This is a genomic window from Bythopirellula goksoeyrii (assembly GCF_008065115.1).
Classification (GTDB): Bacteria; Planctomycetota; Planctomycetia; order Pirellulales; family Lacipirellulaceae; genus Bythopirellula; species Bythopirellula goksoeyrii.
In genome coordinates this window covers 3,008,069-3,031,474 of record NZ_CP042913.1, presented here as the reverse complement: position 1 = coordinate 3,031,474, position 23,406 = coordinate 3,008,069, and the positions used below count along the sequence as shown (strand labels likewise).

The 23,406-nt window shown below is 52.2% G+C and carries 23 protein-coding genes and 1 pseudogene; 18 read left to right on the top strand and 6 right to left on the bottom strand.

Annotated elements, in window-relative coordinates; all coding sequences use genetic code 11:
* Window positions 1-94 precede the first annotated feature (94 nt).
* Entirely contained in the window at window positions 95-454 is a 360-nt protein-coding gene (locus tag Pr1d_RS12015; protein WP_148073755.1) for a SpoIIAA family protein, read from the top strand.
* A gap of 67 nt (window positions 455-521) precedes the next feature.
* On the opposite strand, the gene Pr1d_RS12010 is transcribed toward Pr1d_RS12015, so the two are convergent.
* Together Pr1d_RS12010 and Pr1d_RS12005 are read right to left on the bottom strand one after the other, a co-directional pair.
* Window positions 522-1,367, bottom strand: a complete 846-nt coding sequence (locus Pr1d_RS12010) for an ion transporter (RefSeq protein ID WP_148073754.1) — start codon at window positions 1,365-1,367, stop codon at window positions 522-524.
* A gap of 53 nt (window positions 1,368-1,420) precedes the next feature.
* On the bottom strand, window positions 1,421-3,565 hold the full coding sequence (locus Pr1d_RS12005; RefSeq protein ID WP_210417964.1) for a glycoside hydrolase family 2 protein: 2,145 nt from the start codon (window positions 3,563-3,565) through the stop codon (window positions 1,421-1,423).
* 395 nt (window positions 3,566-3,960) lie between these two features.
* Here Pr1d_RS12005 and Pr1d_RS12000 point away from each other — a divergent pair, with 395 nt between their 5' ends.
* The 12 genes and pseudogenes from Pr1d_RS12000 to Pr1d_RS11945 all read left to right on the top strand — a co-directional run bounded on the left by Pr1d_RS12000 (window position 3,961) and on the right by Pr1d_RS11945 (window position 14,610).
* Window positions 3,961-4,980: a DUF1559 family PulG-like putative transporter gene (locus tag Pr1d_RS12000; protein WP_148073752.1), complete on the top strand. Its 1,020-nt coding sequence runs from the start codon at window positions 3,961-3,963 to the stop codon at window positions 4,978-4,980.
* Between the two features lie 44 nt (window positions 4,981-5,024).
* A complete protein-coding gene (locus Pr1d_RS11995; protein WP_210417963.1) occupies window positions 5,025-5,495 on the top strand; it encodes a hypothetical protein in 471 nt (156 codons plus the stop codon).
* Between the two features lie 189 nt (window positions 5,496-5,684).
* Window positions 5,685-6,131, top strand: a complete 447-nt coding sequence (locus Pr1d_RS11990; RefSeq protein WP_238476694.1) for a Fur family transcriptional regulator — start codon at window positions 5,685-5,687, stop codon at window positions 6,129-6,131.
* 236 nt (window positions 6,132-6,367) lie between these two features.
* Window positions 6,368-7,183: an all3515 family Zur-repressed PEP-CTERM protein gene (locus Pr1d_RS11985; RefSeq protein ID WP_148073750.1), complete on the top strand. Its 816-nt coding sequence runs from the start codon at window positions 6,368-6,370 to the stop codon at window positions 7,181-7,183.
* Between the two features lie 799 nt (window positions 7,184-7,982).
* Window positions 7,983-8,216: pseudogene (locus Pr1d_RS26260) on the top strand (type II secretion system protein); the annotation flags it as partial.
* A gap of 499 nt (window positions 8,217-8,715) precedes the next feature.
* Complete coding sequence (locus tag Pr1d_RS11975; protein WP_148073748.1) at window positions 8,716-9,915, top strand: hypothetical protein; 1,200 nt, start codon at window positions 8,716-8,718, stop codon at window positions 9,913-9,915.
* A 119-nt stretch (window positions 9,916-10,034) separates the two neighbouring features.
* Complete coding sequence (locus Pr1d_RS11970; protein ID WP_148073747.1) at window positions 10,035-10,802, top strand: hypothetical protein; 768 nt, start codon at window positions 10,035-10,037, stop codon at window positions 10,800-10,802.
* Between the two features lie 656 nt (window positions 10,803-11,458).
* Window positions 11,459-11,854, top strand: coding sequence for an S-adenosylmethionine decarboxylase (locus Pr1d_RS11965; protein ID WP_148073746.1), 396 nt, complete (start codon window positions 11,459-11,461; stop codon window positions 11,852-11,854).
* On the top strand, window positions 11,851-12,399 hold the full coding sequence (locus Pr1d_RS11960; protein WP_148073745.1) for an SET domain-containing protein: 549 nt from the start codon (window positions 11,851-11,853) through the stop codon (window positions 12,397-12,399). Before Pr1d_RS11965 ends, Pr1d_RS11960 begins: the two co-directional genes overlap by 4 nt.
* A 257-nt stretch (window positions 12,400-12,656) precedes the next feature.
* The gene (locus Pr1d_RS11955; protein ID WP_148073744.1) at window positions 12,657-13,205 is read left to right on the top strand and encodes a PH domain-containing protein; all 549 of its coding nucleotides are present in this window, start codon (window positions 12,657-12,659) and stop codon (window positions 13,203-13,205) included.
* A gap of 218 nt (window positions 13,206-13,423) precedes the next feature.
* Entirely contained in the window at window positions 13,424-13,921 is a 498-nt protein-coding gene (locus Pr1d_RS11950) for a thioredoxin family protein (protein WP_148073743.1), read from the top strand.
* Window positions 13,922-14,109: 188 nt separating this feature from the next.
* On the top strand, window positions 14,110-14,610 hold the full coding sequence (locus Pr1d_RS11945; protein WP_148073742.1) for a thioredoxin family protein: 501 nt from the start codon (window positions 14,110-14,112) through the stop codon (window positions 14,608-14,610).
* Window positions 14,611-14,631: 21 nt separating this feature from the next.
* On the opposite strand, the gene Pr1d_RS11940 is transcribed toward Pr1d_RS11945, so the two are convergent.
* The 4 genes from Pr1d_RS11940 to Pr1d_RS11925 form a co-directional block, all read right to left on the bottom strand.
* On the bottom strand, window positions 14,632-15,600 hold the full coding sequence (locus Pr1d_RS11940; protein ID WP_148073741.1) for a hypothetical protein: 969 nt from the start codon (window positions 15,598-15,600) through the stop codon (window positions 14,632-14,634).
* 180 nt (window positions 15,601-15,780) lie between these two features.
* Window positions 15,781-16,755 carry an aldo/keto reductase gene (locus Pr1d_RS11935; protein WP_148073740.1) on the bottom strand — a complete coding sequence of 325 codons (975 nt, stop codon included), beginning with the start codon at window positions 16,753-16,755 and terminating at the stop codon, window positions 15,781-15,783.
* A complete protein-coding gene (locus tag Pr1d_RS11930) occupies window positions 16,748-17,797 on the bottom strand; it encodes a ferrochelatase (protein WP_148073739.1) in 1,050 nt (349 codons plus the stop codon). Before Pr1d_RS11930 ends, Pr1d_RS11935 begins: the two co-directional genes overlap by 8 nt.
* Window positions 17,798-17,945: 148 nt before the next feature.
* Window positions 17,946-18,839 (bottom strand): DMT family transporter, encoded by an 894-nt coding sequence (locus Pr1d_RS11925; protein ID WP_148073738.1) that lies wholly within the window; start codon window positions 18,837-18,839, stop codon window positions 17,946-17,948.
* 225 nt (window positions 18,840-19,064) lie between these two features.
* Between Pr1d_RS11925 and Pr1d_RS11920 the strand changes: the two genes are divergently transcribed.
* From Pr1d_RS11920 to Pr1d_RS11900, 5 genes are all read left to right on the top strand, one after another.
* The gene (locus tag Pr1d_RS11920) at window positions 19,065-19,709 is read left to right on the top strand and encodes a peroxiredoxin-like family protein (RefSeq protein ID WP_148073737.1); all 645 of its coding nucleotides are present in this window, start codon (window positions 19,065-19,067) and stop codon (window positions 19,707-19,709) included.
* A gap of 57 nt (window positions 19,710-19,766) precedes the next feature.
* Entirely contained in the window at window positions 19,767-20,465 is a 699-nt protein-coding gene (locus Pr1d_RS11915; protein ID WP_148073736.1) for a hypothetical protein, read from the top strand.
* Window positions 20,466-20,752: 287 nt separating this feature from the next.
* Window positions 20,753-21,454 (top strand): zinc ribbon domain-containing protein, encoded by a 702-nt coding sequence (locus Pr1d_RS11910; protein ID WP_148073735.1) that lies wholly within the window; start codon window positions 20,753-20,755, stop codon window positions 21,452-21,454.
* 132 nt (window positions 21,455-21,586) lie between these two features.
* On the top strand, window positions 21,587-22,066 hold the full coding sequence (greA, locus tag Pr1d_RS11905; protein ID WP_148073734.1) for a transcription elongation factor GreA: 480 nt from the start codon (window positions 21,587-21,589) through the stop codon (window positions 22,064-22,066).
* Window positions 22,063-22,839, top strand: a complete 777-nt coding sequence (locus Pr1d_RS11900) for a TatD family hydrolase (protein WP_148073733.1) — start codon at window positions 22,063-22,065, stop codon at window positions 22,837-22,839. Before greA ends, Pr1d_RS11900 begins: the two co-directional genes overlap by 4 nt.
* Window positions 22,840-23,406: the final 567 nt, after the last annotated feature.

Below are 23,406 nucleotides of genomic sequence, written 5' to 3'. Positions count from 1 at the left end.
TGTAAATCGAAAGAGCGTGACAACCGATTGCAATTCTCGTATGCTACGGTTTGTCGTCAACTGACTATTCTTTCCTCGAAAAGGAGAATCACACATGATCGAACCACTCAACCATGACTCAAAGAAAGTTCTTGGCTTCAAACTTTCAGGAAAACTTCATGACGAAGATTACAAGACGTTTGTTCCCCTCGTGGATGCCGCAATTGCTGAAGAAGGCAAGGTCAACTTGCTTGCCCAGTTCGAAGACTTCCAGGGCTGGGATGCGCATGCTCTGTGGGACGATATCAAATTCGATACTACCCATTGCACTAAATTCAAACGCATCGCTCTGGTGGGTGATAAAAAATGGGAAGAGTGGATGGCTAAGGTCTGCAAACCTTTCACTATGGCGAAAGTTAAGTATTTTGACGTCCACCAGATTGATGACGCTTGGAAGTGGCTTGACGAAGAATAAGGGCAGACATTCCAAAATAGGCGCACGAGCAGGACCATGAAGGCACGCTATCGGCCAACTCCCCTGCTCAGCTCACCAATCGACTGCCGCAGTATTTGCAAAACACGGCGTCAGAGTCATGCCCCTCACTGAAGCACTCGGGGCAGAGGCGGGTCGTCGCTGGTTTGTTTGCCGCATTGGCGAGTTCAGCCGATACGATCCCGGTGGGAATGATGATCAAGCTATAGCCCAAGATCATCATTGCACCAGCGACCGTCTTTCCAAGTACCGTCTGGGGCGCAATATCGCCATAGCCTACTGTCGTCATCGTCACGACCGCCCAGTACATACTCTGCGGGATTGACGTAAACCCATTTTCCGGCCCTTCGATCACATGCATCATCGAGCCGACGATCACCACTGCAATGATCACGACTGAAAGAAACACGGCAATCTTAGCCCGACTCTGCCAGACAGCCTGCCGAAGGACCTTTGCCTCGGAAAGCATGTGACCGAGCTTGAAAATGCGGAAAGCTCGCAACAACCTCAGCGAACGCACAATTGCAAATTGATGCGTACCATGAAACAACACAGGCTGTAAAACCATCAAATAAGTCGGGAGAATAGCCAGCAGGTCGATGATGCCATAGAAACTCAGCACATATCCCATTGGCCGACGCGAGCATGCAATCCGTGCAATGTACTCCAGCGTGAACAGAATAGTGATGACCCACTCTATTCCCTGGAGCAACTTACGGTGTTCAGCGCGTATGTGATCTACACTATCGAGCATCACCGCGATAACACTTACCAGAATTGCCACGAGCAATGCAATATCGAAGGCTCGTCCGGCAGGCGTATCGGCCTCGAAGATGACCTCGTACCACTGGTCACGCCATGAAACCGATTTCGAGTTGTTGTTGGGATTGGACAATTTTCCACACAACCAGTCTTGGCTGAAGCGACAGTAGGCAGATTCACACGTGACTAATCGATTGCGTCGGGATCCTCTGGTAATTCTTGTTCAGTTGCCAGAACCAGACCAACATCAATGAATTGACCGCCACCGGTTTGGTGACAATGGACAGCAAGGCTATTTTCACCGAAAAGCAATTCTGCGGGCGCTTTGAGCGGGATGTATTTGTAGTCGGTGGTGTACTTGGAAAGGCTTGCAATTCTCTTCCCATTGAGGTAAACCTCGGCATCTTCATCGTGATGAACCCGCAGATACACATCGTCTGCTTCCGGTTCGGAGTCAATTTGAAAACTTCTCCGCAACCAAATGTCGCTTGTGTTCCAGATTGTCCCGATGACAGCCCCTGGCGTTCCCTCGGTGCCGAAACCTCCCTGACCCGCTTGCCAGTTTGAATCGTCGAAGCCGGAATTCATCCAGTCTGATGCTGGCTCAATCGTGGTGTATTGCCATGTTTGCGGACTTTTTTCGCTCGTCGGGACGATTTCTGTCAGCGTTGGTGGAGGCTCAAAGAGTCGCTTGGCAGCCGCGGTGATTTTCGCAGAGTCCATTTTTTCCAGTTCTCGATCATAGGTGAGTAATCCGTTCACTTCGATTTCCACGTCCGAAGTTTGCGTATACACGGCGGCGGACAAACCTTGTCCGATCAGAAATCGCATCGCATCGAGCAAAGCCACGTAGGCATCGGTCAGTTCTTCTTTAGTCTGATAGGAAACATAGCCCCAGTTGGCCTGATCTTGCCATGTGTGTCCTGGAACTGGCATTCCTAACCCGCCAAATTCGCCGAGCACAATAACACGATCTTCTTCCATCGGTCGCATGGCTGGGCCGGGATAGCTATGTGTGTCAGAAATGAGGCCGCTGCCACGGTCATGCCAGCCGCTCGCTTCATTGATAGGTCTGCTAGGATCGTACGCCTCCAACCAAGCCACCACCTCCTGAGTATCGTGTTGTCCCCAGCCCTCGTTGAATGGGACCCACATGACAATAGAGGGATGATTGTGCAAGGTGTCGATCATCGCCTTCAGTTCTCGGCGGTAGTTCGCTTTGCTCTCATCTGTCTTGTCAGCATCCCCCGATGGCATGTCTTGCCAAACGAGCAAGCCGAGTTTGTCACACCAGTAGTACCACCGTGCCGATTCGACCTTGGTATGCTTGCGTGCCATGTTCATGCCAAATTGCTTGGTCTTTTCTATATCGAATTTGATCGCCTCGTCCGTGGGAGGGGTATACAGTCCATCAGGCCACCAACCTTGATCAAGGGGGCCGTATTGAAAGAGCTCCTCGTTATTTAAAAAAAGCCGATTGATCCCCATATCATCCTTGCGAACTTCAATCTTGCGCAGGCCGCAGTAGCTATCGACTGTGTCAACCACCTTTTCATTGTCCAACAATTCGATTTTGAGGTCGTAAAGATGGGGCGAATCGGGAGTCCACAATTGGGGGTTTTCGATTTTGACAACTGTATCATCTCCAACCTTGCCTTCCGCTTCAGAGCTGCCATCCTTATCGCTTGCCACCACTCGCACACGTTTGCCACCGGTAGCGTTTACCGTGACATGAACGCTACCCGCATCAACATCCGGAACAATCTTGAGGGACTTGATGTGATCACTCGGCACTGTCTCAAGCCAAACCGTTTGCCAGATGCCTGTCACAGCCGTGTACCAAATGCCATGGGGCTTGAGTACCTGCTTGCCGCGCGGCTGAGTGCCTGTATCGGTCGGGTCCCAAACTGCTAGAACAATTTCGTTATTGCCGTCGCGTAATGCATTTGTAATGTCGAAGCTGAACGGATCGAAACCTCCCTCGTGCTCGCCAACCAGCTGGCCGTTCACCCACACGCTGCATCGCCAGTCGACAGCTCCGAAATGGAGCAACAAGCGATCCCCATCAGGAACAGACGGTTTGGAAAACTTCCGGCGATACCACAATTTCTCATCTGGAGAAACCGTCTTGCCTACTCCACTCAAAGCCGATTCAACGGCAAATGGTACCAGAATCTCCCCATCCCACTCTGATGGCTTTTCGCCGTTCCGAGGGCGAATCGCATAATCCCAGAGCCCATTGAGATTCGTCCAATCAGAACGCACCATTTGTGGCCGCGGATATTCTTGCCAGGCATTTTCCGGCGAGACATCTTTCGCCCAGCGTGTCACGAGGGGTGCTTTCGCAAGCTGAAACTCTGATGCAGTACCATAAGAAGCGGTAATCGCGCACAAGAACAATAAGAGACGATTGAACCTTAGAATCATATCTAGTAAATACCTATACAAGATTCCGATGAGAATAAAGGTTTCCATTTTATGTGGCTTGGACTGTAGCTTTCCAAATCGAGAATATTAGGGAAATGTGACTGATCTGACGATCAAAGACAAGATGACAGATGAAATATGAGACTAAACGGCCTCTATAGATCGCAGCCTTTCTTGCGTGCGTCCCACTGCTAGACTAGACTATATTCATGCCTGCGAAGCTACTTTCTGCCCGCTACTAGATAACGGTACCGATTCACCATTTGAGTTGTACGATTCAGCCACGCTGGGGCCATTTCATGAAAAGAAAAAAATGCTTCAACGGCTTTACTTTGATCGAGCTACTGGTAGTAATCGCGATTGTGGGGGTGATGATATCATTACTCTTGCCGGCTGTTCAATCGGCTCGAGAGGCTGCACGAGCCACTGAATGCAAGAATCATCTTCGTCAATTGGGTTTGGCAGTGATACACTTTGAGCAGGCGACTCAAACGTTTCCTCCTGCAAGATTGCGTACCCAGGATGAGTATGGATACTTTGCCAGTGAGTCGTCTTCTGTCATAGCTTGCGAAACTACTCAGCCCTCTTGGTTTGCCAGAATTCTTCCTTACATCGAGAATGGCAATTACTATTCCCGTTGGAATCTCTATGCCCCCTACGAGTCCCATGATTCTTACACACGAAACTATGTTTCTGCGAACTTTGTCTGTCCTACTCGTCGCAGCGCTAGTGAAGCGGTAGTTGATTCTGGCTTGGTTGAGCAAGAAGTCACCTATGGCTGCGGATGCGGAGGATCTGAAATTGTTGAACTTACCGGTGGTGCAGTAACCGATTATGCCGCGAATCATGGCGACTATACTGGAGGATCTCTAGATTGGTTGTTCGCCTACTGGCGAGGTGGAGTTGGGACTGGGGTAATTATTTCGAGCGATCCGATCTGCAGTGGAACAGACCCTATCAATTGGAAACATAAGATTCGTCATAAGGATCTCACTGACGGAGCTAGCAATACGATTTTGGCTGGAGAGATGCACATTCCCTCGGGGCGCCTCGCTCAAGTTCCGGAAAATGGTCCCATGTACAACGGCAAAGACCTTCCAGCTTTTGCTCGCATTGGAGGTCCAGAAGTACCCCTAGCACGTGGTCCAGAAGACAAGACAGTTCCAGTTATCGGATTCGGTAGCTGGCATCCTGGTGTTTGCCCGATGGTACTTGCTGATGGCTCGACCCGATCTTTGGACAACTTTATCGACACTCATGTATTGCAGCAGCTTTGCCGCCGAGATGATCACGCTGAGCCTCCTTGGGAATCTTTCTGATAGCATTCGAAAAAACACTCGGACGATCTAGGCCCAGCTCGATTATGCGATTCTGTGCATGTTTTCTTTCACTGCTATTGCTTTCCGGTTGTGGTGATTCTCGTCCCTCAACCTTTCCTGTAGTCGGCACGGTTGAATTTGCTGATGGCACGCCCGTACGTTTCGGAGTCATCGAATTCATTCCCGAGAAGTCCGGTCCCTCCGCTCGTGGAAAAATTGATCAACAGGGACGCTTCGTCTTGGGCACTTTCACCAACGACGATGGTGCCGTCGCGGGCCGGCATGGAGTTGTGATCGTGCAGCACTTTAGCTCTGGAGCCGTACCTCCTGGAGACCACACTCATGAATCCTCTCACACTGAAGAGTCCTCAGTAGTCGATATCCGGTTTTCGCAACTCGGACTTTCTCCTCTCTCTGCGACAATTGAGGAAGAGAATAATGAGGTCAATCTGCGTGTCGAACGTGCTTCATCTCAAGGGGTTCAAAGTGGTTCTCCTAGACGGTCTCAACCGTGATTCTCAATCGTAAGCAGAACTAGGAAAGCTAGTTGTCCTGGTTTTCTCTTACCCAGCGCCTTTTGGATGGGGATGGAATCTCACGATCCGTGGCATTGACAAGAATGAGTGAACTGTAAATTGCATTTGCAATTCACCTGCAATAACGCTCTAATGCCGTATGGAATTAGTTTCTAAATGGATTTGGTTATGCCTACCGATGTAAAACACGACGTCGCCTGGGCCAAAGGTATTCTGAGAGAGTCTGGCCTCCGTAGCACCTCGGCTCGTGTAGCGGTTCTGCGATACCTGGCAGACTCAGGAAAGCCTGCGAGTCACGGAGAAGTCACAGACGCACTGAGTGAGTCTGCTTTCGATCAATCGACGATTTATCGTGTTCTGCTTGAATTGGCCGACGCTGGCCTCTTCTCCAAACTTGATCTCGGCGACCAAGTTCGTCGATTTGAGTTTCGCTCTTCATCTAGTCCCGATGAACTGGAACACCCGCACTTCATGTGCGTAGATTGCGGCAAGGTAACCTGCTTGGATTCTTTCTCTTTTCAACTTACTCCCAGCCGTGGACCCCGGCGGGATAAATTAGGCCAGATTACAGAAGTGCTGCTGCGCGGTCACTGCGGAAAATGTAGTCGGTCTTGATAGGGCCTCTTGGCTCTGCTCTCGTGTGAAATCTCCTCAGGCAATTGCGGCGGATTCTCGGCAAATTCTTCAAACCCATTGTTGCAATCTGATTGCATCTGCATTATATTTGTGCAAATGATTTGCAAATGCGAGTTTTGTGCGTTTCGGCTGATCTTAGCGCTGATTTCAACCAACTCCATGGCTGGCCTTGTAAATCACGTATTTACTGTAAATTTCAATTAAGGAGTCTACTGATGAAGAAATTGTTATCATTCACACTTATCGTTGTTGCTACCTGGACTTGGTCGTGGCCATTTGAAACTGCCCAGTCTGCTGAGTTCTTTGTGGGTGTCGATAGCCGCTCTACGCCATTCGACGCACCTAGCGGCGATGGCGGCGGGGCATATCCAGATAATCCCAATCACAATCGCCTTACCTTATTGTTCCATCATGGAAACCATTTTCATGGAATTGGGTCTTATTCCTATTCCGGTACAGCGGCAACTCCCATGCTGCTCGACACCAATGGAAACAATCGGATACCTGAAACCTACACGAACCTGGAGCCATTGCCCTTGCTTCCAGGGAGCGGTGCCTACACAGGGAAAGCCGCGACAAATTACGTTTCAGGACTCGAGTACTCCAATCTCGAAATGGCGAACGTGCAGAGCTTGAGTGGGGTGGACGACGTGCTGTTCAACAGCAGTGGCGGTCGCTGGAACGGCTCGTTTGATGAAGCTCATATCCATTTACAGGTCTTAGGTGTAAGCTCATCGGACCTGAAAATTGGTACTCCTACCGAACCTGACGCGTTTCAGTTCGCAGATCAACACGTAGGGAATGGGAATGAAATGTTTTCATTGACGCCCGTGCTTTGGGTAGACCAATCAGCTCCCGTGGGTCACTATTGGGCTGAGTTTCAGCTAGTTGATCTATCAGGAAACTTTGGAAACTCAGGCAGATTTTTCTTTGACGTTCAACATGTGCCTGAACCCACGACCCTAGCAGTAGGGCTTATTGGCGTGCTAGGCATGGTAGTGTCGCAACGACCCCGCTCTTGCAGAGTCTAGTCGCTGAGCATGAGATTGCCGTGGCAGCCTCAACTGCCACGGCATCTTTCTACCCTTACTATGTGAATACTTGGCCCGGAAGGCTAAGAGCGAATCCCCGAACACCCTCAGATCGCTTGAATGATGAATTACCCCAGCCAATGCACCGATGGACAATCGAAATCTGCAGCAGTTGTGGAGAGGACCATCAGATTGTGCGGAGAAATCGCTTGACCTATGCTCTCCCGCTGGATAGATTTGAACAGTATGAACGTGCAGTTTTCTTCGAGATATCTTCCCCTAGTCGCCGGATTGCTCTTAGCAGTTTATGGTGCTGCTGGTGTATTGGGATATGGGCTGCACTCTCTATGGGGCTGCGGACACTGCCATGACGGAGTTTGTCATCAATCGACTGATTCATCCTCCTTTGATAGTTTCGTTGCCCACGGGAATCACCGTTCACCATCATACTTCGGCTCCAATTCGCAAAGCGATCAAGAGGACCAAGCCCAGCTAGTCCTCGCTGAAGAAGATTGCCCCATTTGTGCTTTTTTAGTACAGGCTCAATCGCAATTTGTTTTTCAAGTGGCTAGTGACTGTGTGGACGTCGTTCCCACGATTCCTCCGGCCATGGCCTCCTCCTATGTCTCCCCTCTCCTGGGGATCCACCCAGGTCGTGGACCCCCAACCTGCTAATTCTAGTGGGCATGCTACGCATCTCTGTTAGATCGTAGTTTCTTTGCCTTGAGGTTCTGTGAATTGCTGCGCAGTTATTTGCGTGTTGTGATTCGATTCTTACTCGTGTTTTGTAATGTATTTAATGTCTTCATGGGGTGAACACGTGCGCGCACACAAAGCTTTTACGCTCGTAGAACTCTTGGTGGTGATCGCCATCATAGGAGTATTGATTGGACTACTGCTACCGGCCGTGCAGGCCGCGAGGGCGGCTGCCAGGCGGACTCAATGCTCTAATAATATGCGCCAGATCGGACTGGCGATTCACCAATTCGCGAACGCCCACGACGGCGAACTGCCCAAGGTGGACGGCCACGATTCTGGGGACAAGCAATCCTGGATTTATACTCTGGCACCACACCTGGAAAGCGTTGATTCGATTCGTATCTGCCCAGAGGACCCACGAGGAGAGGAGCGATTGCGTGATCGCGAGACCAGTTATGTGCTCAACGGATTTCTGGCAGTCGACATCGGCGTCGAGGGTTTCGAGCCTGTAAGAAACCTCTGGGATATCGCCGAGACTTCTCGCGCGATTCTGATGTTCGAGGCGGGTGATAAGGTCGATGTCGATCACACACACACTTGGGATTGGTTCAATTGGTACAACGTTCACTATCGCACTGCCGACCAACCACTTGTTTGGAATGCGTTCTCGGCCGAAGTCGCTGCAGAGCGACATCCAGGCAACCTGGCCAATTATCTCTATGGCGACGGCCATGTCACAGCGGTCTCAGCAGAAGAAATTCGCCAGTGGTGCGCTGAGGAAACTGTGCAGGTAAACTTTGCCCGCCCTGTGACAAATTAAAGAAAGTACTCCTATGATTCGCCAGTTTGCCTACTTGCTCCTTACGCTCAACCTCTCGCTTGCGGTTTCCTCGGCGCGAGCCTTTCATGCTGACATTTTCCTCACTCAACAGTCTGGAATTCTTGTTACCGGGCGGGGAGCCAACGACCCGGGGCAAAACGGCACGCCGGGGCCCGGACTGCGATTCCATGTGAACGAGATCGCTGGCTTGGCTCCGTTTGTGGATGTGAATCCAGGGTTTCGCGCAGAGGATGCGGACGACTCGTATTACGCAGGGAATAGCGAGTACCAACCACTCCCTGGCAATCGGTCGGTCGGATTCGACTTGAAGGCCTTCCGCATCGAAGATGGCCCCGCTGCGAACTTATTTTATTGGGACGGTACCGATTCCGTCTCCTTCGCGCCAGTTGTCAATCCCCACGATTTTCTTGAAGTTCGCTCGCCGGCAAATGGCTCTGCAATAGCCACAGGCACTGCCGAAGATTTGGCGGGATATGATTTCACCTCAACTGACAGCACCGGTGCAATTCACAGCCATTTGATCTTCGATTTCGACTTAGACAACACCCCTGTTACACCGGCCAGTACCGGAGTCTTTCTGGCGGGCTTCGAGTTCAATATGGATCTCACGGGCGATTCACAGCGAGAAATCGCACGGCCGCATTACGTGGCTCTATACAACGGCCCACCGGGCACAATGAAGACCGCTGCCATTGCCGCTGTGAGTACCTACCTCGATGAGAACTTCGCTCAGTTGAGGCTTTGGGGGGACGTGAGTCCTCTCGATACGGACAATCTTCCGGATGACAAGCTCGATGCCGCCGATATTGATGCGTTGCTCGCGGCAACTGCGACCCAAAGCAGTGATCTAGTCTTCGACCTAGACGGAAATTCCTTTGTCGATGCCCAAGATGTGGATACCTTGTTTGACCTGCTTGGTACGCAATATGGCGATGCAAACCTAGACGGGAATGTCGACGGAACCGACCTCGGCATCTGGCAGGCAAACTATGGCACGAGTGCTGGTTGGGCAGGCGGGGATTTTGATGGGAGTGCGACCGCTGATGGTCGGGATTTCTTGATCTGGCAAAGACACTTCGGAAATGAGGTGGGAATGCTGGCTAGTCCACAGACAATTCCCGAGCCAACAACGTTTGTGGCGTCGCTGATTTGCGTTGTAGCAATGAGTTGGAGGAGGAACTTGCGAAGCTGAAGAGTATTTACCACAGAGCGCACAGTTGGGGCAGGGTTTTATTTCAACCTTGACTACCACTCCCTGTGCTTCCTGTGTGCTCTGTGGTAGTTATTCATTTTTCTTTGGAGGAGCTAACGATGAGATGTTTTGGTAACTGTTTTGCACGACTCGGAGTGGCGCTTGCTTGCGTCATGCTGCTGGGGGCCAATGCAGCGATCGCCCAACACAGCGATTTGGAGTTGTTTAGCGACGGCGGTCAGGTCGGCGCTGAACCCCGCATCGCCGAAGGCGAATTCGGTGAGTCACCCAACCAAGCCTATCGGGCTAATGAGCCTGGTGTGGAATCGGACCCCGACGAGTTGGTGTTAGAGGGCGAAACTCCGCTTCCCGGCGGAGCCTTAGTGGGTTTCGACTTGCAATTGTTCACCATGGACAGCGTGTCGAAGAGCCTGTTTTATTGGAATGGTGTTGGCAGCGTCGATTTCACTTCGCTCCCCTCACCCTACGAACTGAAAATCTCCGACGCGACCGAGAGCTTTTCCGTACAGATTGATGGAACAACTGCTGCTGCGGGGTTCGACTTCGACATCACGGCCGATGGCACGGGCGTTGACCCGGCTGGTTTTCTGCATCACGACCTAATCTTCGATCTGGTCGATGCTGGAGGTGCGGGCATTCTCAACCCAGCTTCTGGGGTTTATGCGTTCGCCACTACTTTCAAAGTAGCGGGGCTAACTGACTCGGAGCCCGTTTTCTGGGTGCAGGCTGCGGGCGTCGACGAGTCTGTGCATGAGGCGGCTGTCGAATATGTCGCTCTCAGCCAGGGGATTATTCCCGAGCCAACTTCGCTAGCACTTCTGGGCGGAATGATGCTTGCCGGTGTATGCCTCAGAGGTCGGAGTTAGCGAAATTGGTCAGCCTCGTCAGATGATTGAGTGCGAAGCGCCGCTGCTTGTCACAGTAGCGGCGCATTTCTCACCAGAGGCTGATTGAAATGTCGTCTTAAGAGTCCCGCCTTGCCAGCAGAATTTGCATCTGGCGGGGAAAAAATTTCTCTTCCGGAGCAAGTAATCGGTGGTCACACTGACTCGCGCAGGGCGCGCGATTGACACGCTGAGGGGCAGAGCTTTCCGAGACCTGATTTCGGCTCCCTGAACACACATGTCCTCTGAGGGTCATGTGGGACCTGCAGCGCGGCCCTGAGGACCAGTATCTTACGTTCTCGACGTTTCGATTTTCCCGCCAGAATTATTTCTCCTATTCTTCCTCCAAAATGGCGAATCACACTAGACGCGGTAGGGGTGCTTTGCATAAAAATCTCTGATTCGTTTTTTACCCTGCCCGCTCACACTTTCAGCAGACCACTAGGTTCAGCAAAACCTCGAAGCATTTTCGACCTAAAGCTGCGTGCTTTCCCGCTTAAGGCTGTCCACTGTCTCGCTCAAGGCTGTACTCCAGGCATTTATAACTTCCTTGCCAGGGCAACTAGCAACTAATCCCATGCGACACGTTGTCGCAAGTTGCGCATTTCACCTATCTCTGATGAACGGAGAACCAATCTGTGTTGACTGAAGCACCTCCAGAGTATCGGCGGATCGTACACAACGGCGAAAAGCACTATGGCCAGCATATGATGGTCACTGCTTTAGGCTGCAATGAAGCGATCCTGTCGATCGAAAAACTCTATGAATTCTTACAAAACTGCGCCGACGAAATCGATATGGTCCGCTACGGACCTCCCATTGTGGCCCGCTTCGGCCAAGGGCACGAAACTGGTTGCTCGGGAGTTCAATTAATTGAGACCAGCCAGATTTCGTTCCATACGAACGACAATCACCGTGACATGTATCTCGATGTGTTCAGTTGCAAACCGTACGAAGAAGCGACGGTTTATAGCGTGCTGGAGACGTTTTTTTCCCCGTCAAGTATCACAAGTGAGATGGTATACCGTAAATGAAAAGGTTCTATCCCGACCACCTACCAGTAATTCCTAACGAACCATGTTGGGAAGACTTTTGTGTCCTCGACGTCGATGATAAGCGTGGACAAGGGGTGCTCGTGCTGCGGGAATTTTCTCAAGGCAGCGTCCTATTTAGGATGAATGGCACGCTTAAGACGGAGATGACTCTGCATTCGTTGCAGATGGGGCCAGGCCTCCACCTGGATGATCCTTACTTTGCAGGAAAGGTGCTGCACAGTTGCGAGCCGAATTCGTGGCTCGACACCGAAACGCGCCTCTACATTGCAACCCGGGACATCGCAGCCGGTGAACTTCTCACCATGGACTACGATGAAACGGAGGATATTCTGTTCCGCGCGTTCCCGTGCTGTTGCGGGTCCGACACCTGCCGGGGAACGATCGGTGGAAGACTTGCAAAGAAGCCGGCGCGTAGAGGAAGGCGTCAGACCGTCTCGTCCGACTTGCCTGCCCAGCTCTACGCAACGGTGATGGCAGAACGGCAGACCTATGCCGACCAATTTGCCACAGCCTCGGTGAGCTGAGTCGAGTTATTGCGCAACTTTACTGATAGAAACGGCCTGCGGCTGGGAAGTCGCAGGCCGTTTTTTGCTGCAGCGAGCCGGGTCGTCCCCGACCCCGATTGTGGCGGCTATCGAGCAACTCTTTATTTGAGGCTGAGTAGGCCGGGGTCGGGGACGACCCGTCTCGCGAGCTCGCTACTTGGCAGTCCCCACAGATTCTGGTAGTTTGCCGATCTAGGTATTTAATTTCTAAGTAAGCGGTTAGAGCAGGATTGACCATGTCGGGTGCCATTGCCGGGGTCTCCCCAGCGACAGAAAAAGAAGTGACCATCATGACGGTTTGGCCGTCGATTGCCGCCACGGCTTACGGTCGTTGGTGGGGACGACGATTTGGCAATTCGGTTGGTCTGACTCTGTTTGGAGTTCCAATTACCTTTGGCCGCCTGATGGCGCTGGTATCGATACCGTTTATCCTGCCAGTCTACTTCCACATGCTGATTCCCAAGCTTCCTTTCGTATTCTGGGGAGTCCACAACGACGCCTGCCGTCGTTATCGTCTGACCAATCGTCGGGTAGTCGTAGAACAGGCCTTCGGTGGAGGCGAGCAACAGAGCGTTTCCTTGGACCGATTCGATTCGATTGAAACTGAGGTTTTGCCTGGGCAAGAATGGTACCCAGCCGGTGATCTCATCTTCCGCAATGGCCAGATTGAGACCTTTCGGCTCTCGGGCGTTCCCCACCCTGAACCGTTCCGCCGTACCTGCCTCAAAGCCCGCGACGGCTTTGTAGGTGTGCAGAAGGCCCGCGATCAAGGCGTAGCTATTTGAGATTCGGAACGCACTCTCTTTGCTCGATCTAAATGTCTACCTAGTCGTCCCGGTCCGTTTGTACCGAAAATGCGCGTCCTGCCGGACCGCTAAGATTCAGCCATCGCGGGGAGTCTCCCTCGCAAAAAAAACACTCCGATGCCGATGCTAGCGAACGTCGATAAACCTCGTTAGCACTTAGACTTGAATGGTTCCGCATTTACTCGGAGGAACTCGGCATGGGGCGATTAATCGCAGAGACACTTCGTTGGGCAGCTTTGGCTGTCATTCTCTCCCCCACTGCCACCTGTCTGGGAGATAGTCCCAACGAAACGGTCGAGACTTCCCCGCCGGTAACTGCAGCAGAGTCCAAGACGCTTTTCAAGTTCGATAGTTACCCGGCAGCTTGGACTGCATCTCAAGAGTCGAACAAGCCCATTCTGGTCTATGTATCGATGCCCGAGTGTCCTCACTGCACGAAAATGGTCGACTCTACTTTTGCTAGTGCGGATGTGAATGCTCTGGTTACCGACTCCTTCGAGACAATCCAGGCCGGTCGCTATACGCATGCCTTGTTAGTAGAAAAACTGCATATCAAGTGGTATCCTTCGACCGTGCTAGTCGGATCGAACAACAAAGTTCTCGACATGATCGAGGGCTACGTCGATCACGACACATTCAAACGACGCCTGCAATTGGGAATTGCCTCGGCAAACAACGCCACGCAAACTCGCTAGCACTTCATGATTCTTGGCCGCTTGAGTGTACTAGCGAATAAGAAATTGCCACTATCTTCGTAACTCTGAACAGCTTCACGAAGGCTTCTCCGCGGGATGCCGATGAAAGAACTAGGCATCCTAAAGACTTGCTCAGATAACTGGCAAAAGCAACGCAGGCTCAAACGCCGCCGAGAAGAGACTCCCAAATGAAGACTCCCTATTTACCCATTACGTTGCTGGCAACGCTAGCAGTCCTGCTTCCCAACGTAGCGGTTGCCCAAACTTCAGCTCACAAAACCGTGGCTCAAGACGGAATCTTCGACCATGCAACAGTGGAAGGTGCTTGGAAAGAGGCCATCCTCCGGCGACGACCCCTCTTGGTGATGTTTACCTCAGACAACTGCACATATTGTCGCAAGATGGCCAAAGAAACGTTTGGTAATCCTCAGGTTCAGCACCTACTACGGGGAAGAACCGAGTCGGTGATGGCGCATTCAGACGACTATGCCGCTCTGATCAAGAAGCTTGGAATCCGTGGATATCCTTCTTCGCTTCTGATTTCTCCCGAGGGAGAGGTGCTGGAATTCATCGAAGGTTACCTCGAACCAAAGGCCTTTGCCCAGCGTGTTGGACCACTTCTGGCTCAGCCACTGAGACATGTTGGAAGTGCCAATCTATCGAATGTCGCTAACCAACACTTGGAATAGTAGCTTTCTTGTGTACATCTTTTAACCCAGCGCTGTAATGCGTTGGTCGTTGTTTGCAAGCGACTGTACGCAATCCGGTGCTTCCAGATTTACTTCGAAGGTGATCGGGTATTTGTAGCCCTGAGGCGTTGCCGGGGCAAGCTTTGGAACCCGCCGCATCACGCGCAGGGCAAATTCTTTGGCGGCTGGTCGCCAGCCGGTTAGCTCTGTTCTGTGGAACTTTCCGCCGAACAATTGTCGGAAGTGTCGATTCGCCAGGAATACGTTATTCCGGCGCGCTGCCCTTTTGGTCATGTGCTCTGTCGAGAGCGAGACGTTCACGCCGCCAGTGTTCACCACTCGATGCGGTGTGTGCTGTGGCCAAGTAATCATCTCACCCGGCTTGAGATCCACTTCGACCGCCATCTCATCCCATGCTGCCTGGAATTCGAGTTCTTCGGATTTCTCACCGCACAAGACTCCTTCAATCGTTTCGTCAGAAACGATGCCCGACTCAAGTGGGTAGGCCCAGACGCGCTTTGTGCCGCGGATGTGCCAGAGCATGTTCACCGGACAATCCAGATGGTAGTACACAATTGCCTGGGGAGATGAAATCAGCAAATTGGCCGAACGATTGTACGTAGCGAGGCCTGGGCAAGTGTCTTCGAGTTCACCGTACAACCGATTCACCAGCGCCTCATACTCGGGGTGGTGATCCATTACGCGCCGCAAGTTGAGCCAGACGCGCCCGCGGCTTACCGCTTCCAATAGTTGTTCGGCATTGAGATTTTCTGCACGCCCTTCTTGCCATTCGCCGTGGAGTTCAGGATCGGTCCCCATGGTATTGATCCCCAAATCTTTGCGGGGATGTGCATCGATAATTTCTAGCAGATGCTCATCACGAAACATCTCCAAATCGTGCAATCGATGCTGGGCAACAAAGATGGCATTCTCCATCCGGGCCGCTTGATCGGGGGTCCAATTCTCCAAGAGACGAGAGGGCTGGCTCATCGCGCAAATTCTCCGCTATCAGTGGGTTGTTACCACAACGAGCACTAGTTGCTCGCGGCACCCAAAAACCTACGTCACGGAGGAATTCACAAAGGGAAATGTTGTAGTTCTAGGTGGCGGCTCAGAAACCATCGAAGCATCCGTTGGACGCACAATCGGCATGACCGGAACGATCTGGAGCTATTGGAACACCCGATCAACCACAGCCTCACCTCGCTCAGCAAGGGCGGCTTGGATCCTTTCCATTTGAAGCTTGCTCAACTGCCAGCCCATCGCTCCGGCAACCTCTGCGAATTGCCACGGTCGCTTGGCACCGCAGAGGGCGGCCGTGATCCCCGATTGGTGGATCGTCCAATTGATGACGACCTGAGCCACCGTTTTGTTGGCATCCTCTGCCACGGCGCGAAGTCGCTCGACGAACTGCAGGTTCTTTTCAAATTCTTCCCCCTGGTACATCGGATACTTAAGCCGTTTGTCAGAGGGGGCCAATTGCTTGTCGCGCGTGATATGACCGGCCAGGAGACCTTTCATCAATGCCCAATAGACGACGACTGCGATTCGCCGCTCCTGACACCAGGGAATCGTTTGCTCTTCAATGCCGCGCTGCAGCATGTTGTACGGCAGTTGCACAGCGACGACTGGGCAAACGGCGTGAAACTCTTCAAGCTGTGGTAGATGAGCGTTCGAAAGCCCCGCGGTAAGCACTTTTCCAGCGGAGATCAGCTCTTGAATCGCCCCCGCGGACTCGGCCAAGGGCACCTCGGGGTCCGGCGAGTGGAGGTAATAGAGATCGATGTGATCGGTCCCCATCCGTCGAAGGCTTTCATCGCACTCCCGTAAAATGGATTCTGGTCGGGCATCTTGCTCCTGCTTGCCTTCCGCGTTGTAGTGAATACCACACTTGCTGGCGATTACATACGAATCACGCTCCGTCGAAATCGCCTGTCGAATGAGATTCTCACTCTCGCCGTTCGGCCCGTAGCAATAGGCGGTGTCTATGAAATTAACGCCCACCTCAGCGCAGCTACGAATCGTGGCAATACTATCGGCATCGTTCACGCCAGGACTGGTCGTCCCCGCCATCGGCCAGGTGCCGAGCGAAACCGGGGAAACGAACAGGTCGCTGGTGCCAAGTTGACGATTGGATTCAGTCATTGGATCCTCTTGAAGGCGTTGGCGGCCTCGTCGGTGAATACAGACAGCAATCCGCCGGACATACGTCATGGCTTGGCCCTAGGTTACCGAGGCTCTGCCGCTCGGGCGAGTCACTCAATCGCTCTTCGACAAGCAAGCGAATCATCTCGATGAACTTCGGATGCGTTCCTACTGTGGTAGCGCGATGCATAGTGATTCCCAGCTTCTCACACAACTCCCTTGCCTCGGTGTCGATATCGAACAGCACTTCCAAGTGATCTGAGATAAAGCCTATCGGAAGTACGACAACATCATTGATCGCTTGTTCAGAGTGAAGTTCCTGAATGCGATCGCACACATCTGGCTCCAGCCAGGGCTGATTTGGCGAGCCGCTACGACTCTGATAGACTAGTTCCCAATTGTCGTGCCCTGCCCCATCAGCTACCAAGCGGCATGTTTCCCGAAGCTGCTCCACATATCGGCAATTGTCCGCCATGCCAATGGGGATACTGTGGGCCGTAAAAAGTAGGGCCGTTGCAGCGCGTCGATCTGCGGGTAGTTGCTTCAGACAGCTTTGCACTGACTCGATCATCGGCTCGACAAAACCGGGGTGATTGAAAAAGACCCGCAGCTTGTGAATATCTGGAGCCTTTGGTCCAACCTCCTCTTGCGCCTTGGCAATATCTTCCCGGTACTGCCGACACCCTGAGTAGGAACTATAGGCACTGGTGAAAAAAGCCAAGGCCTGCTGGATCCCGTCGTCGGCCATCTGCTGGAGTGTATCAACCAGGAGCGGATGCCAATTGCGGTTGCCCCAGTAGATGGGCAGTTCGTGACCGTGCCTGTGCAGCTCATCTTTTAATGCAGCAATCAACCTGCGATTCTGTTCGTTGATGGGGCTTACCCCGCCGAAATGCTGATAGTGTTCGGCCACCTCCAACATTCGCTCGCGCGGGACCGGTTTCCCCCGCAACACGTTTTCTAGAAACGGCATCACTTCGTCGGGACCTTCAGGTCCACCGAAGGAAACTATCAAAATTGCATCGTAGGAATTTGCAGTCATGGCGGAAATGAGATTAGAGTATTGGTTCAGGAATTCTAAAGTGTTCTTTCGCTATACGAAACCCATGTTCAAGTACCGTGACTCTCGTACTGCATTTAACAGTGATTCCCCTCAAAGCGGAACGAAAACCTATCTTCGCCCACTCGAATCACACCGTCTCCACGACTTCAGCCTCCATCGCACGAATTCGGGACTGGCTCCACATCACAAGAGCATTCGCAGCCAGAACGAGTACTGTGCCGACCAACGTACGTCCGGTGAGTTTTTCGCTATCACCAATCAGCAGATATCCCAGCAAGAGTGAACTAGGTAGATAAAGGTACGAGAGTACGCTGATGATCGTGGTCGACAACACCGAGGTGACATGCACCCACATCCCGTGCCCTACGAGAGCGATCCCCAAACTAAGGTAAAGAATCAGCGGTATCTCACTAGGGATGATCGTCCACTCGGTGAGCGGCCAACACAAGAGAAAAACCGGAAGTGCAAACGTGAATTGCCCCCAGGCCCGCAGATTTGTGTTTACCTTGACGTTGTGCTGATGCAGCAAAGGCAATACTGCTGAAGCGAGGCCGCTTAGTATTCCTATTGCCAGTCCTAGTGTTTGATCGTTCTCCAGGCTGAACTCGGGGATCAATAGATAAGTACCCACACAGGCGAGCACCAGCCCTACAAGGTCAAGCATTCTGACACTCCCGAATCCCAGTATCCACCCCAAGAGTAAGAGATGGAATCCATAAGTAGAAAATCCTATTGCTCCGATGGCAGCACTCGCGAGCTTGATGCTCAGGAAAAACAGTAGCCAATGTAGGCCGAACATGAAGCCGACCGATACCATCGCCCGCCAAGTGTGTCTGTCCCAGCTTCGAATCTTGTTAAGGGTAAGTTCACCCTGGGCGACTAACAGAACCGTCATCCCCAGGCTAGCCAATCCTAGCCGAACTATTCCCAGTGTATAGGCATTAAGATGCACCAGACGCACGCATGCTGGGGCACTAGAAAATATGAGAATCGTCAGCACGGCTTGAACAAAAGTTGGCACGGCAAGCTTGGAAGGTTCTGGCAGGGATAGGCGTGGACAATCTGACCGGTGAGGTGAGTATTGTGAGCGATTTTCGCTCGTTTCACCACCCGATGCTTTCAGATTGACTTGTCTCGTTTGCGTACGACCATGGCATAATGGCTTAGAACCCGCTATGCTGGTCAGTACCCTAGCGGTTTCTTCGCGTATATTACGCTTGTTCAGTTCTCACGGAGCAACACACTCATGTCTAGATTACAAGGAATCCAGTGTCTCGCACTAGTGATGGGTGTTATCGCTTTGCAGGCGAACGCCCATTCTAAAGAGCTCCAGGAAAAGACCGCAAAGGAGGCGGCTAGATCTGCTCTTAAGGTTGGAGATCATGCAATCGATGGGGAATTGGTCGATGCCGACGGAAACAAGATTCTTCTGAGTGATCTTTGGAAGAAAAATCCACTCGTGGTCATTTGGTACCGGGGAGGTTGGTGCCCCATCTGCATGCGACATCTTAGCGGCATCCAAGAAGCTATGCCTGAGATCGAGAAAGCTGGAGCCAAAATCGTGGCAATTGCCCCCGAGAAGCCCGAGATGACAAAGCAGACGGCAGAAAACAACGGTTTCGACTTTCTGCTCTTGAGCGATCAGGGCAACGAGTTGGGGGAAAAGTACGGCGTTGTATTCAAGCTGGATCCCGATACCGCCACCAGATATCAACAAATGTTCGACCTAGCAAAGTATAATGGAGATTCGAGCATGCGGTTGCCAGTCCCCGTGGCCTATGTGATCAATCAGGAAGGGGTTATTACGTTCGCCTATGTAGAGCCTGACTACAAGCAGCGAGTCAAACCGGAAGACATCATTAATGCACTCAAGTACGTGCCAAATGAATAGCCCGTCTTTCAGCAGTTTCGTTTCATTAGAACTCCTTGTGTCGAGAAATAGATCAGAATGGAAGAAACAGAAACCTCCCACTCCTCGAAGTCCCTTTGGGGCTGGGTAATAGGAATCGTTCTCTTGATTGCCGCCTTTGCCGCAAGTTGGGTACTCACGGCCGAGTACACCACCGAGCAGACCGTCGAACGTAGCTTCGTGATCGACGAAGACTTTACCAAGGTCCGCAAGATCATGGTCCGCACCAACGCGACCAAAGAAATAATGACCATGGGTGGCACGAGTGAATTCGTCGAACAGAAATGGGACGAAGGCACCGTAGATACGGGATCCGAACATATCGGTGAAGCCCTGCTCAAAACCGTCTTGTCCGCCGATCCCAATTGGAAGCTCCAACTTAATGGTATCCTCAAAGTACGAACCTTAGACGACTACATCGGCCGCCAGGTTGTCACGCTCCACCAGGATGTCGAGATCACGCCCAACGAGATTGACTCCGTGTCGAAGCTAGAAAAGGGTTCCGAACGCCTGAAGGGGTATGAATTAACAACGATTCTCAAACGAGAAGAGGATCACACCCGAGTCGATCTGACACTCATGCAGAAAATCAAGACCAACGCCCCTTGGTTTGCCCACGGCATCGCCGACCGCCGAGTAAAAGCCTCTGCCGCCAAAGCCCTTGAAAAACAAGAGCAGGCAACCATCCAACTCATCGATGACAACAAAGACAAGAGCTGGCTTTTTCCTCTGAACTGAGCCCTCGTTGGCCGTGCTGCCCTTATTGTTAGCCGCGTCGCGGAGCGCCAGCGCAGCCGAGCGCGTACCTTACCCGCCGAACTCCATGCTACGGTCGCTAACGCTCACGGACGCGCCAATACATTGCCTATTTCAGCGGCCATTTTCTGTTAATGCACCGCCCCGCTGTTGATCGGGGAGTTTCTCGTTACAATAGAGAGTGGGGATTGTCCCCAGTTTTTTGGCAAATCGATTTTAGGCTGTGGTGCGTCAATCATCGCTGCTTTTTTATACTCACGGAGGCCCCTATGTCGGTATCCGCAACGGTGTTGCGCGAGTTGCATCGAATTCATACTCAACTTGGCGATTTGAATGAGCGGCTCGCCCGGGGGCCCCGACAGGTTCAGGCTCGCCAATCGAATGTCACGCACCAAGAGACTGCGCTTAGTGCTGCCCAGGACAAGGTACTGCAAACCAAGAAAGCAACCGATCAGAAACAGCTGGATCTAAAGACTAGCGAAAACAAGATCCTCGACTGGAAGGCCAAGCTCAATACTTGCAGCAACAATCGCGAATATCAAACTCTAGTCGAACAAATTGCGGCTGCCGAGATGGCCAACAGCGTGTTGGCGGACGAAATCCTGGAATTGATGGAGCGAGTCGATCAACTTTCGTTGGAAGTAAAAGAAGTTGAAAAATCTCTGGCCGCGGTCAAGAGCGATCTAGCCACCTTTCGCGACTCGGTCACTGCCGAGGGTGAACTGATCAAGGGAGATATCGTCCGACTCGAAGCGGAATTGGCCGAAGTCGAGAAAGAACTCCCCGTCACGCTCAAAGAGGATTACAAGCGCGTGATTCGCGGCAAAGGGGCTGATGGAATGGCACCGGTTGAAGATTTGGTATGCCAAGGCTGTGGGCAGAAAATTACACTTAACATGCAGAACGATCTCTTGCTTTCCAACCCGATTTTCTGCAAGAATTGTGGATGTCTGCTGTATCTGAACGAGTAAAATTCAAAATGTAGGGTTCGGTCTTTACACAAGGCCGTGGCCGCGCAAAAATAGATGTGAATGGTGGGTCTCCCGGAAGGGGGGCCCATTTTGTTTAATTGATGCTAAACCGATGCGCAAGCGAGTGTCTCTATGATCGAACGCAACCCCATGACCCGTGGCGGGTACGACAAATTAAAGGCCGAACTCAACGATCTCGAAAACGAACAAATGCCCGCTATCGAGAAGCGTATTGCGACGGCCCGTGCCGAAGGGGATCTAAGCGAAAACGCCGAGTATCATGGCGCCCGCGAGAGCCAGGGTCTCTTGCAGGCCAAAATCAACATGCTTAAAGACAAGCTCTCCCGAGCAGAAATCATCGACCCCAAAACCCTCCCCAAAGATCAAGTAGTCTTTGGTGTCACCGTCAAAGTAAAAGATCTTGATTTCGGGGATACCGAGGAATTCACACTCGTGGGATCGGGCGACGAAGATTACGATGTCGGCAAGATTCTTATCAACAGTCCTCTTGCTATGGGTCTTCTTGGCAAGAAGGTGGGTGACAAAGTGGATATCGAAGTCCCCGCGGGAACCAATCGATTTGAGATTCTTGAGTTGCGATTCGAAGAATGAATTTTTTCGACACGCATACGCATCTGGACCAGGAGGAGTTTGACGAGATCCGTCCTGAGATTCTGAAGCGGGCTCAAGATGCGGGAGTCACCCAGCTGGTCGCAGTCGGTACGACTGCTCTCGCTAGTGAAAAATGTGTCTCACTCGCAAAGGAACACGCCAACGTCTTAGCGGCAGTCGGCATTCAGCCCAATTACGTCGCCGAAGCGGCTCCCGATGACTGGGATGCGATCGTTCGACTCACCAGTGGACCGGGTGTCGTCGCCATTGGCGAGACGGGACTCGACCGCTATTGGGACTATGCCCCTTTCGAATTGCAGCAAGACTATTTTGATCGCCACATCCGACTGTCGCAGCAATTGGATCTGCCGTTTGTTGTTCACATGCGCGACTGCGATGCAGACATCATGATGATGCTCCGCGAGGCTCAAACGCGAGGCCCTCTGCGCGGAATCATGCACTCTTTCACCGGTGATGCCGCCATGGCTGCGGAGTGTGTCGAGCTGGGTATGCACATCAGTTTTGCAGGGATGGTAACGTATAAGAAGTCCCAGTCGCTACGTGAGTGTGCAGCAACGATTCCAGCAGAGCGATTACTCATCGAAACCGATGCACCCTATCTATCGCCAGAACCCGTACGCAGCAAGAAACCCAACGAACCGGCTCATGTGATTCACACTGCAGAATGCTTGGCAAAGGTCCGAGGAGTGAGTCTCACCGAATTGGCTGAGAAAACAACCAAGAACGCTCGAGATCTTTTTCGCTTGCGCTAGACCGCTCGAGGCTTAGCGATAGGTCGTTTCCTGCGAATCAGCAAAGCGAATCTCGTCAGCCACATTGCGTCCTCGTTTCACGGGAGGCCGTCTCGCTAATGTAGGACCACCCTGGGGTCCATTGTAGCTGCCGTATTGGTTGCAGGTTTCACAGGTGCTCGAGGGATTGGATTGCCAATCTCCGTAATAGGCCTGGTTATCACACCCACAGCATGGGGAACAACCACAAAAGAAATTCCGTAGGCGCATCAGGAGCGGACAATCGCAGAGTCTTTGATTGGGATAGCAAGACCCACACACTGGCGTGCCACATCCGCAAGGTACGCCGCAGGAGGCATCGCAAGCGCAACTTGGTTCGGGACAGCAGCAAGCAGGCTCCGGACAGCAACAGCCGGGATCGGCCACACCGCAGCTTACACAATCGCAGCAGCTATCAGCACAGCCGCAACTGGGACATGCACACGAAGCCTCAGGCACCCCGCAGCATGGATCGCAGCAACTTCCACAACGCGCCCCACTCAGGCACCCACAACAGCCAACTTGGCAGGCACAGGCAACCGCAAAAAC

Bases quoted from the DNA above. Each gene is read 5' to 3' on its own strand.
- Pr1d_RS12015 (WP_148073755.1), top strand. From the start codon at position 95: ATGATCGAACCACTCAACCATGACTCAAAGAAAGTTCTTGGCTTCAAA.
- Pr1d_RS12000 (WP_148073752.1), top strand. From the start codon at position 3,961: ATGAAAAGAAAAAAATGCTTCAACGGCTTTACTTTGATCGAGCTACTG.
- Pr1d_RS11995 (WP_210417963.1), top strand. From the start codon at position 5,025: ATGCGATTCTGTGCATGTTTTCTTTCACTGCTATTGCTTTCCGGTTGT.
- Pr1d_RS11990 (WP_238476694.1), top strand. From the start codon at position 5,685: ATGCCTACCGATGTAAAACACGACGTCGCCTGGGCCAAAGGTATTCTG.
- Pr1d_RS11985 (WP_148073750.1), top strand. From the start codon at position 6,368: ATGAAGAAATTGTTATCATTCACACTTATCGTTGTTGCTACCTGGACT.
- Pr1d_RS11975 (WP_148073748.1), top strand. From the start codon at position 8,716: ATGATTCGCCAGTTTGCCTACTTGCTCCTTACGCTCAACCTCTCGCTT.
- Pr1d_RS11970 (WP_148073747.1), top strand. From the start codon at position 10,035: ATGAGATGTTTTGGTAACTGTTTTGCACGACTCGGAGTGGCGCTTGCT.
- Pr1d_RS11960 (WP_148073745.1), top strand. From the start codon at position 11,851: ATGAAAAGGTTCTATCCCGACCACCTACCAGTAATTCCTAACGAACCA.
- Pr1d_RS11955 (WP_148073744.1), top strand. From the start codon at position 12,657: ATGTCGGGTGCCATTGCCGGGGTCTCCCCAGCGACAGAAAAAGAAGTG.
- Pr1d_RS11950 (WP_148073743.1), top strand. From the start codon at position 13,424: ATGGGGCGATTAATCGCAGAGACACTTCGTTGGGCAGCTTTGGCTGTC.
- Pr1d_RS11945 (WP_148073742.1), top strand. From the start codon at position 14,110: ATGAAGACTCCCTATTTACCCATTACGTTGCTGGCAACGCTAGCAGTC.
- Pr1d_RS11940 (WP_148073741.1), bottom strand. From the start codon at position 15,600: ATGAGCCAGCCCTCTCGTCTCTTGGAGAATTGGACCCCCGATCAAGCG.
- Pr1d_RS11935 (WP_148073740.1), bottom strand. From the start codon at position 16,755: ATGACTGAATCCAATCGTCAACTTGGCACCAGCGACCTGTTCGTTTCC.
- Pr1d_RS11930 (WP_148073739.1), bottom strand. From the start codon at position 17,797: ATGACTGCAAATTCCTACGATGCAATTTTGATAGTTTCCTTCGGTGGA.
- Pr1d_RS11920 (WP_148073737.1), top strand. From the start codon at position 19,065: ATGTCTAGATTACAAGGAATCCAGTGTCTCGCACTAGTGATGGGTGTT.
- Pr1d_RS11915 (WP_148073736.1), top strand. From the start codon at position 19,767: ATGGAAGAAACAGAAACCTCCCACTCCTCGAAGTCCCTTTGGGGCTGG.
- Pr1d_RS11910 (WP_148073735.1), top strand. From the start codon at position 20,753: ATGTCGGTATCCGCAACGGTGTTGCGCGAGTTGCATCGAATTCATACT.
- greA (WP_148073734.1), top strand. From the start codon at position 21,587: ATGATCGAACGCAACCCCATGACCCGTGGCGGGTACGACAAATTAAAG.
- Pr1d_RS11900 (WP_148073733.1), top strand. From the start codon at position 22,063: ATGAATTTTTTCGACACGCATACGCATCTGGACCAGGAGGAGTTTGAC.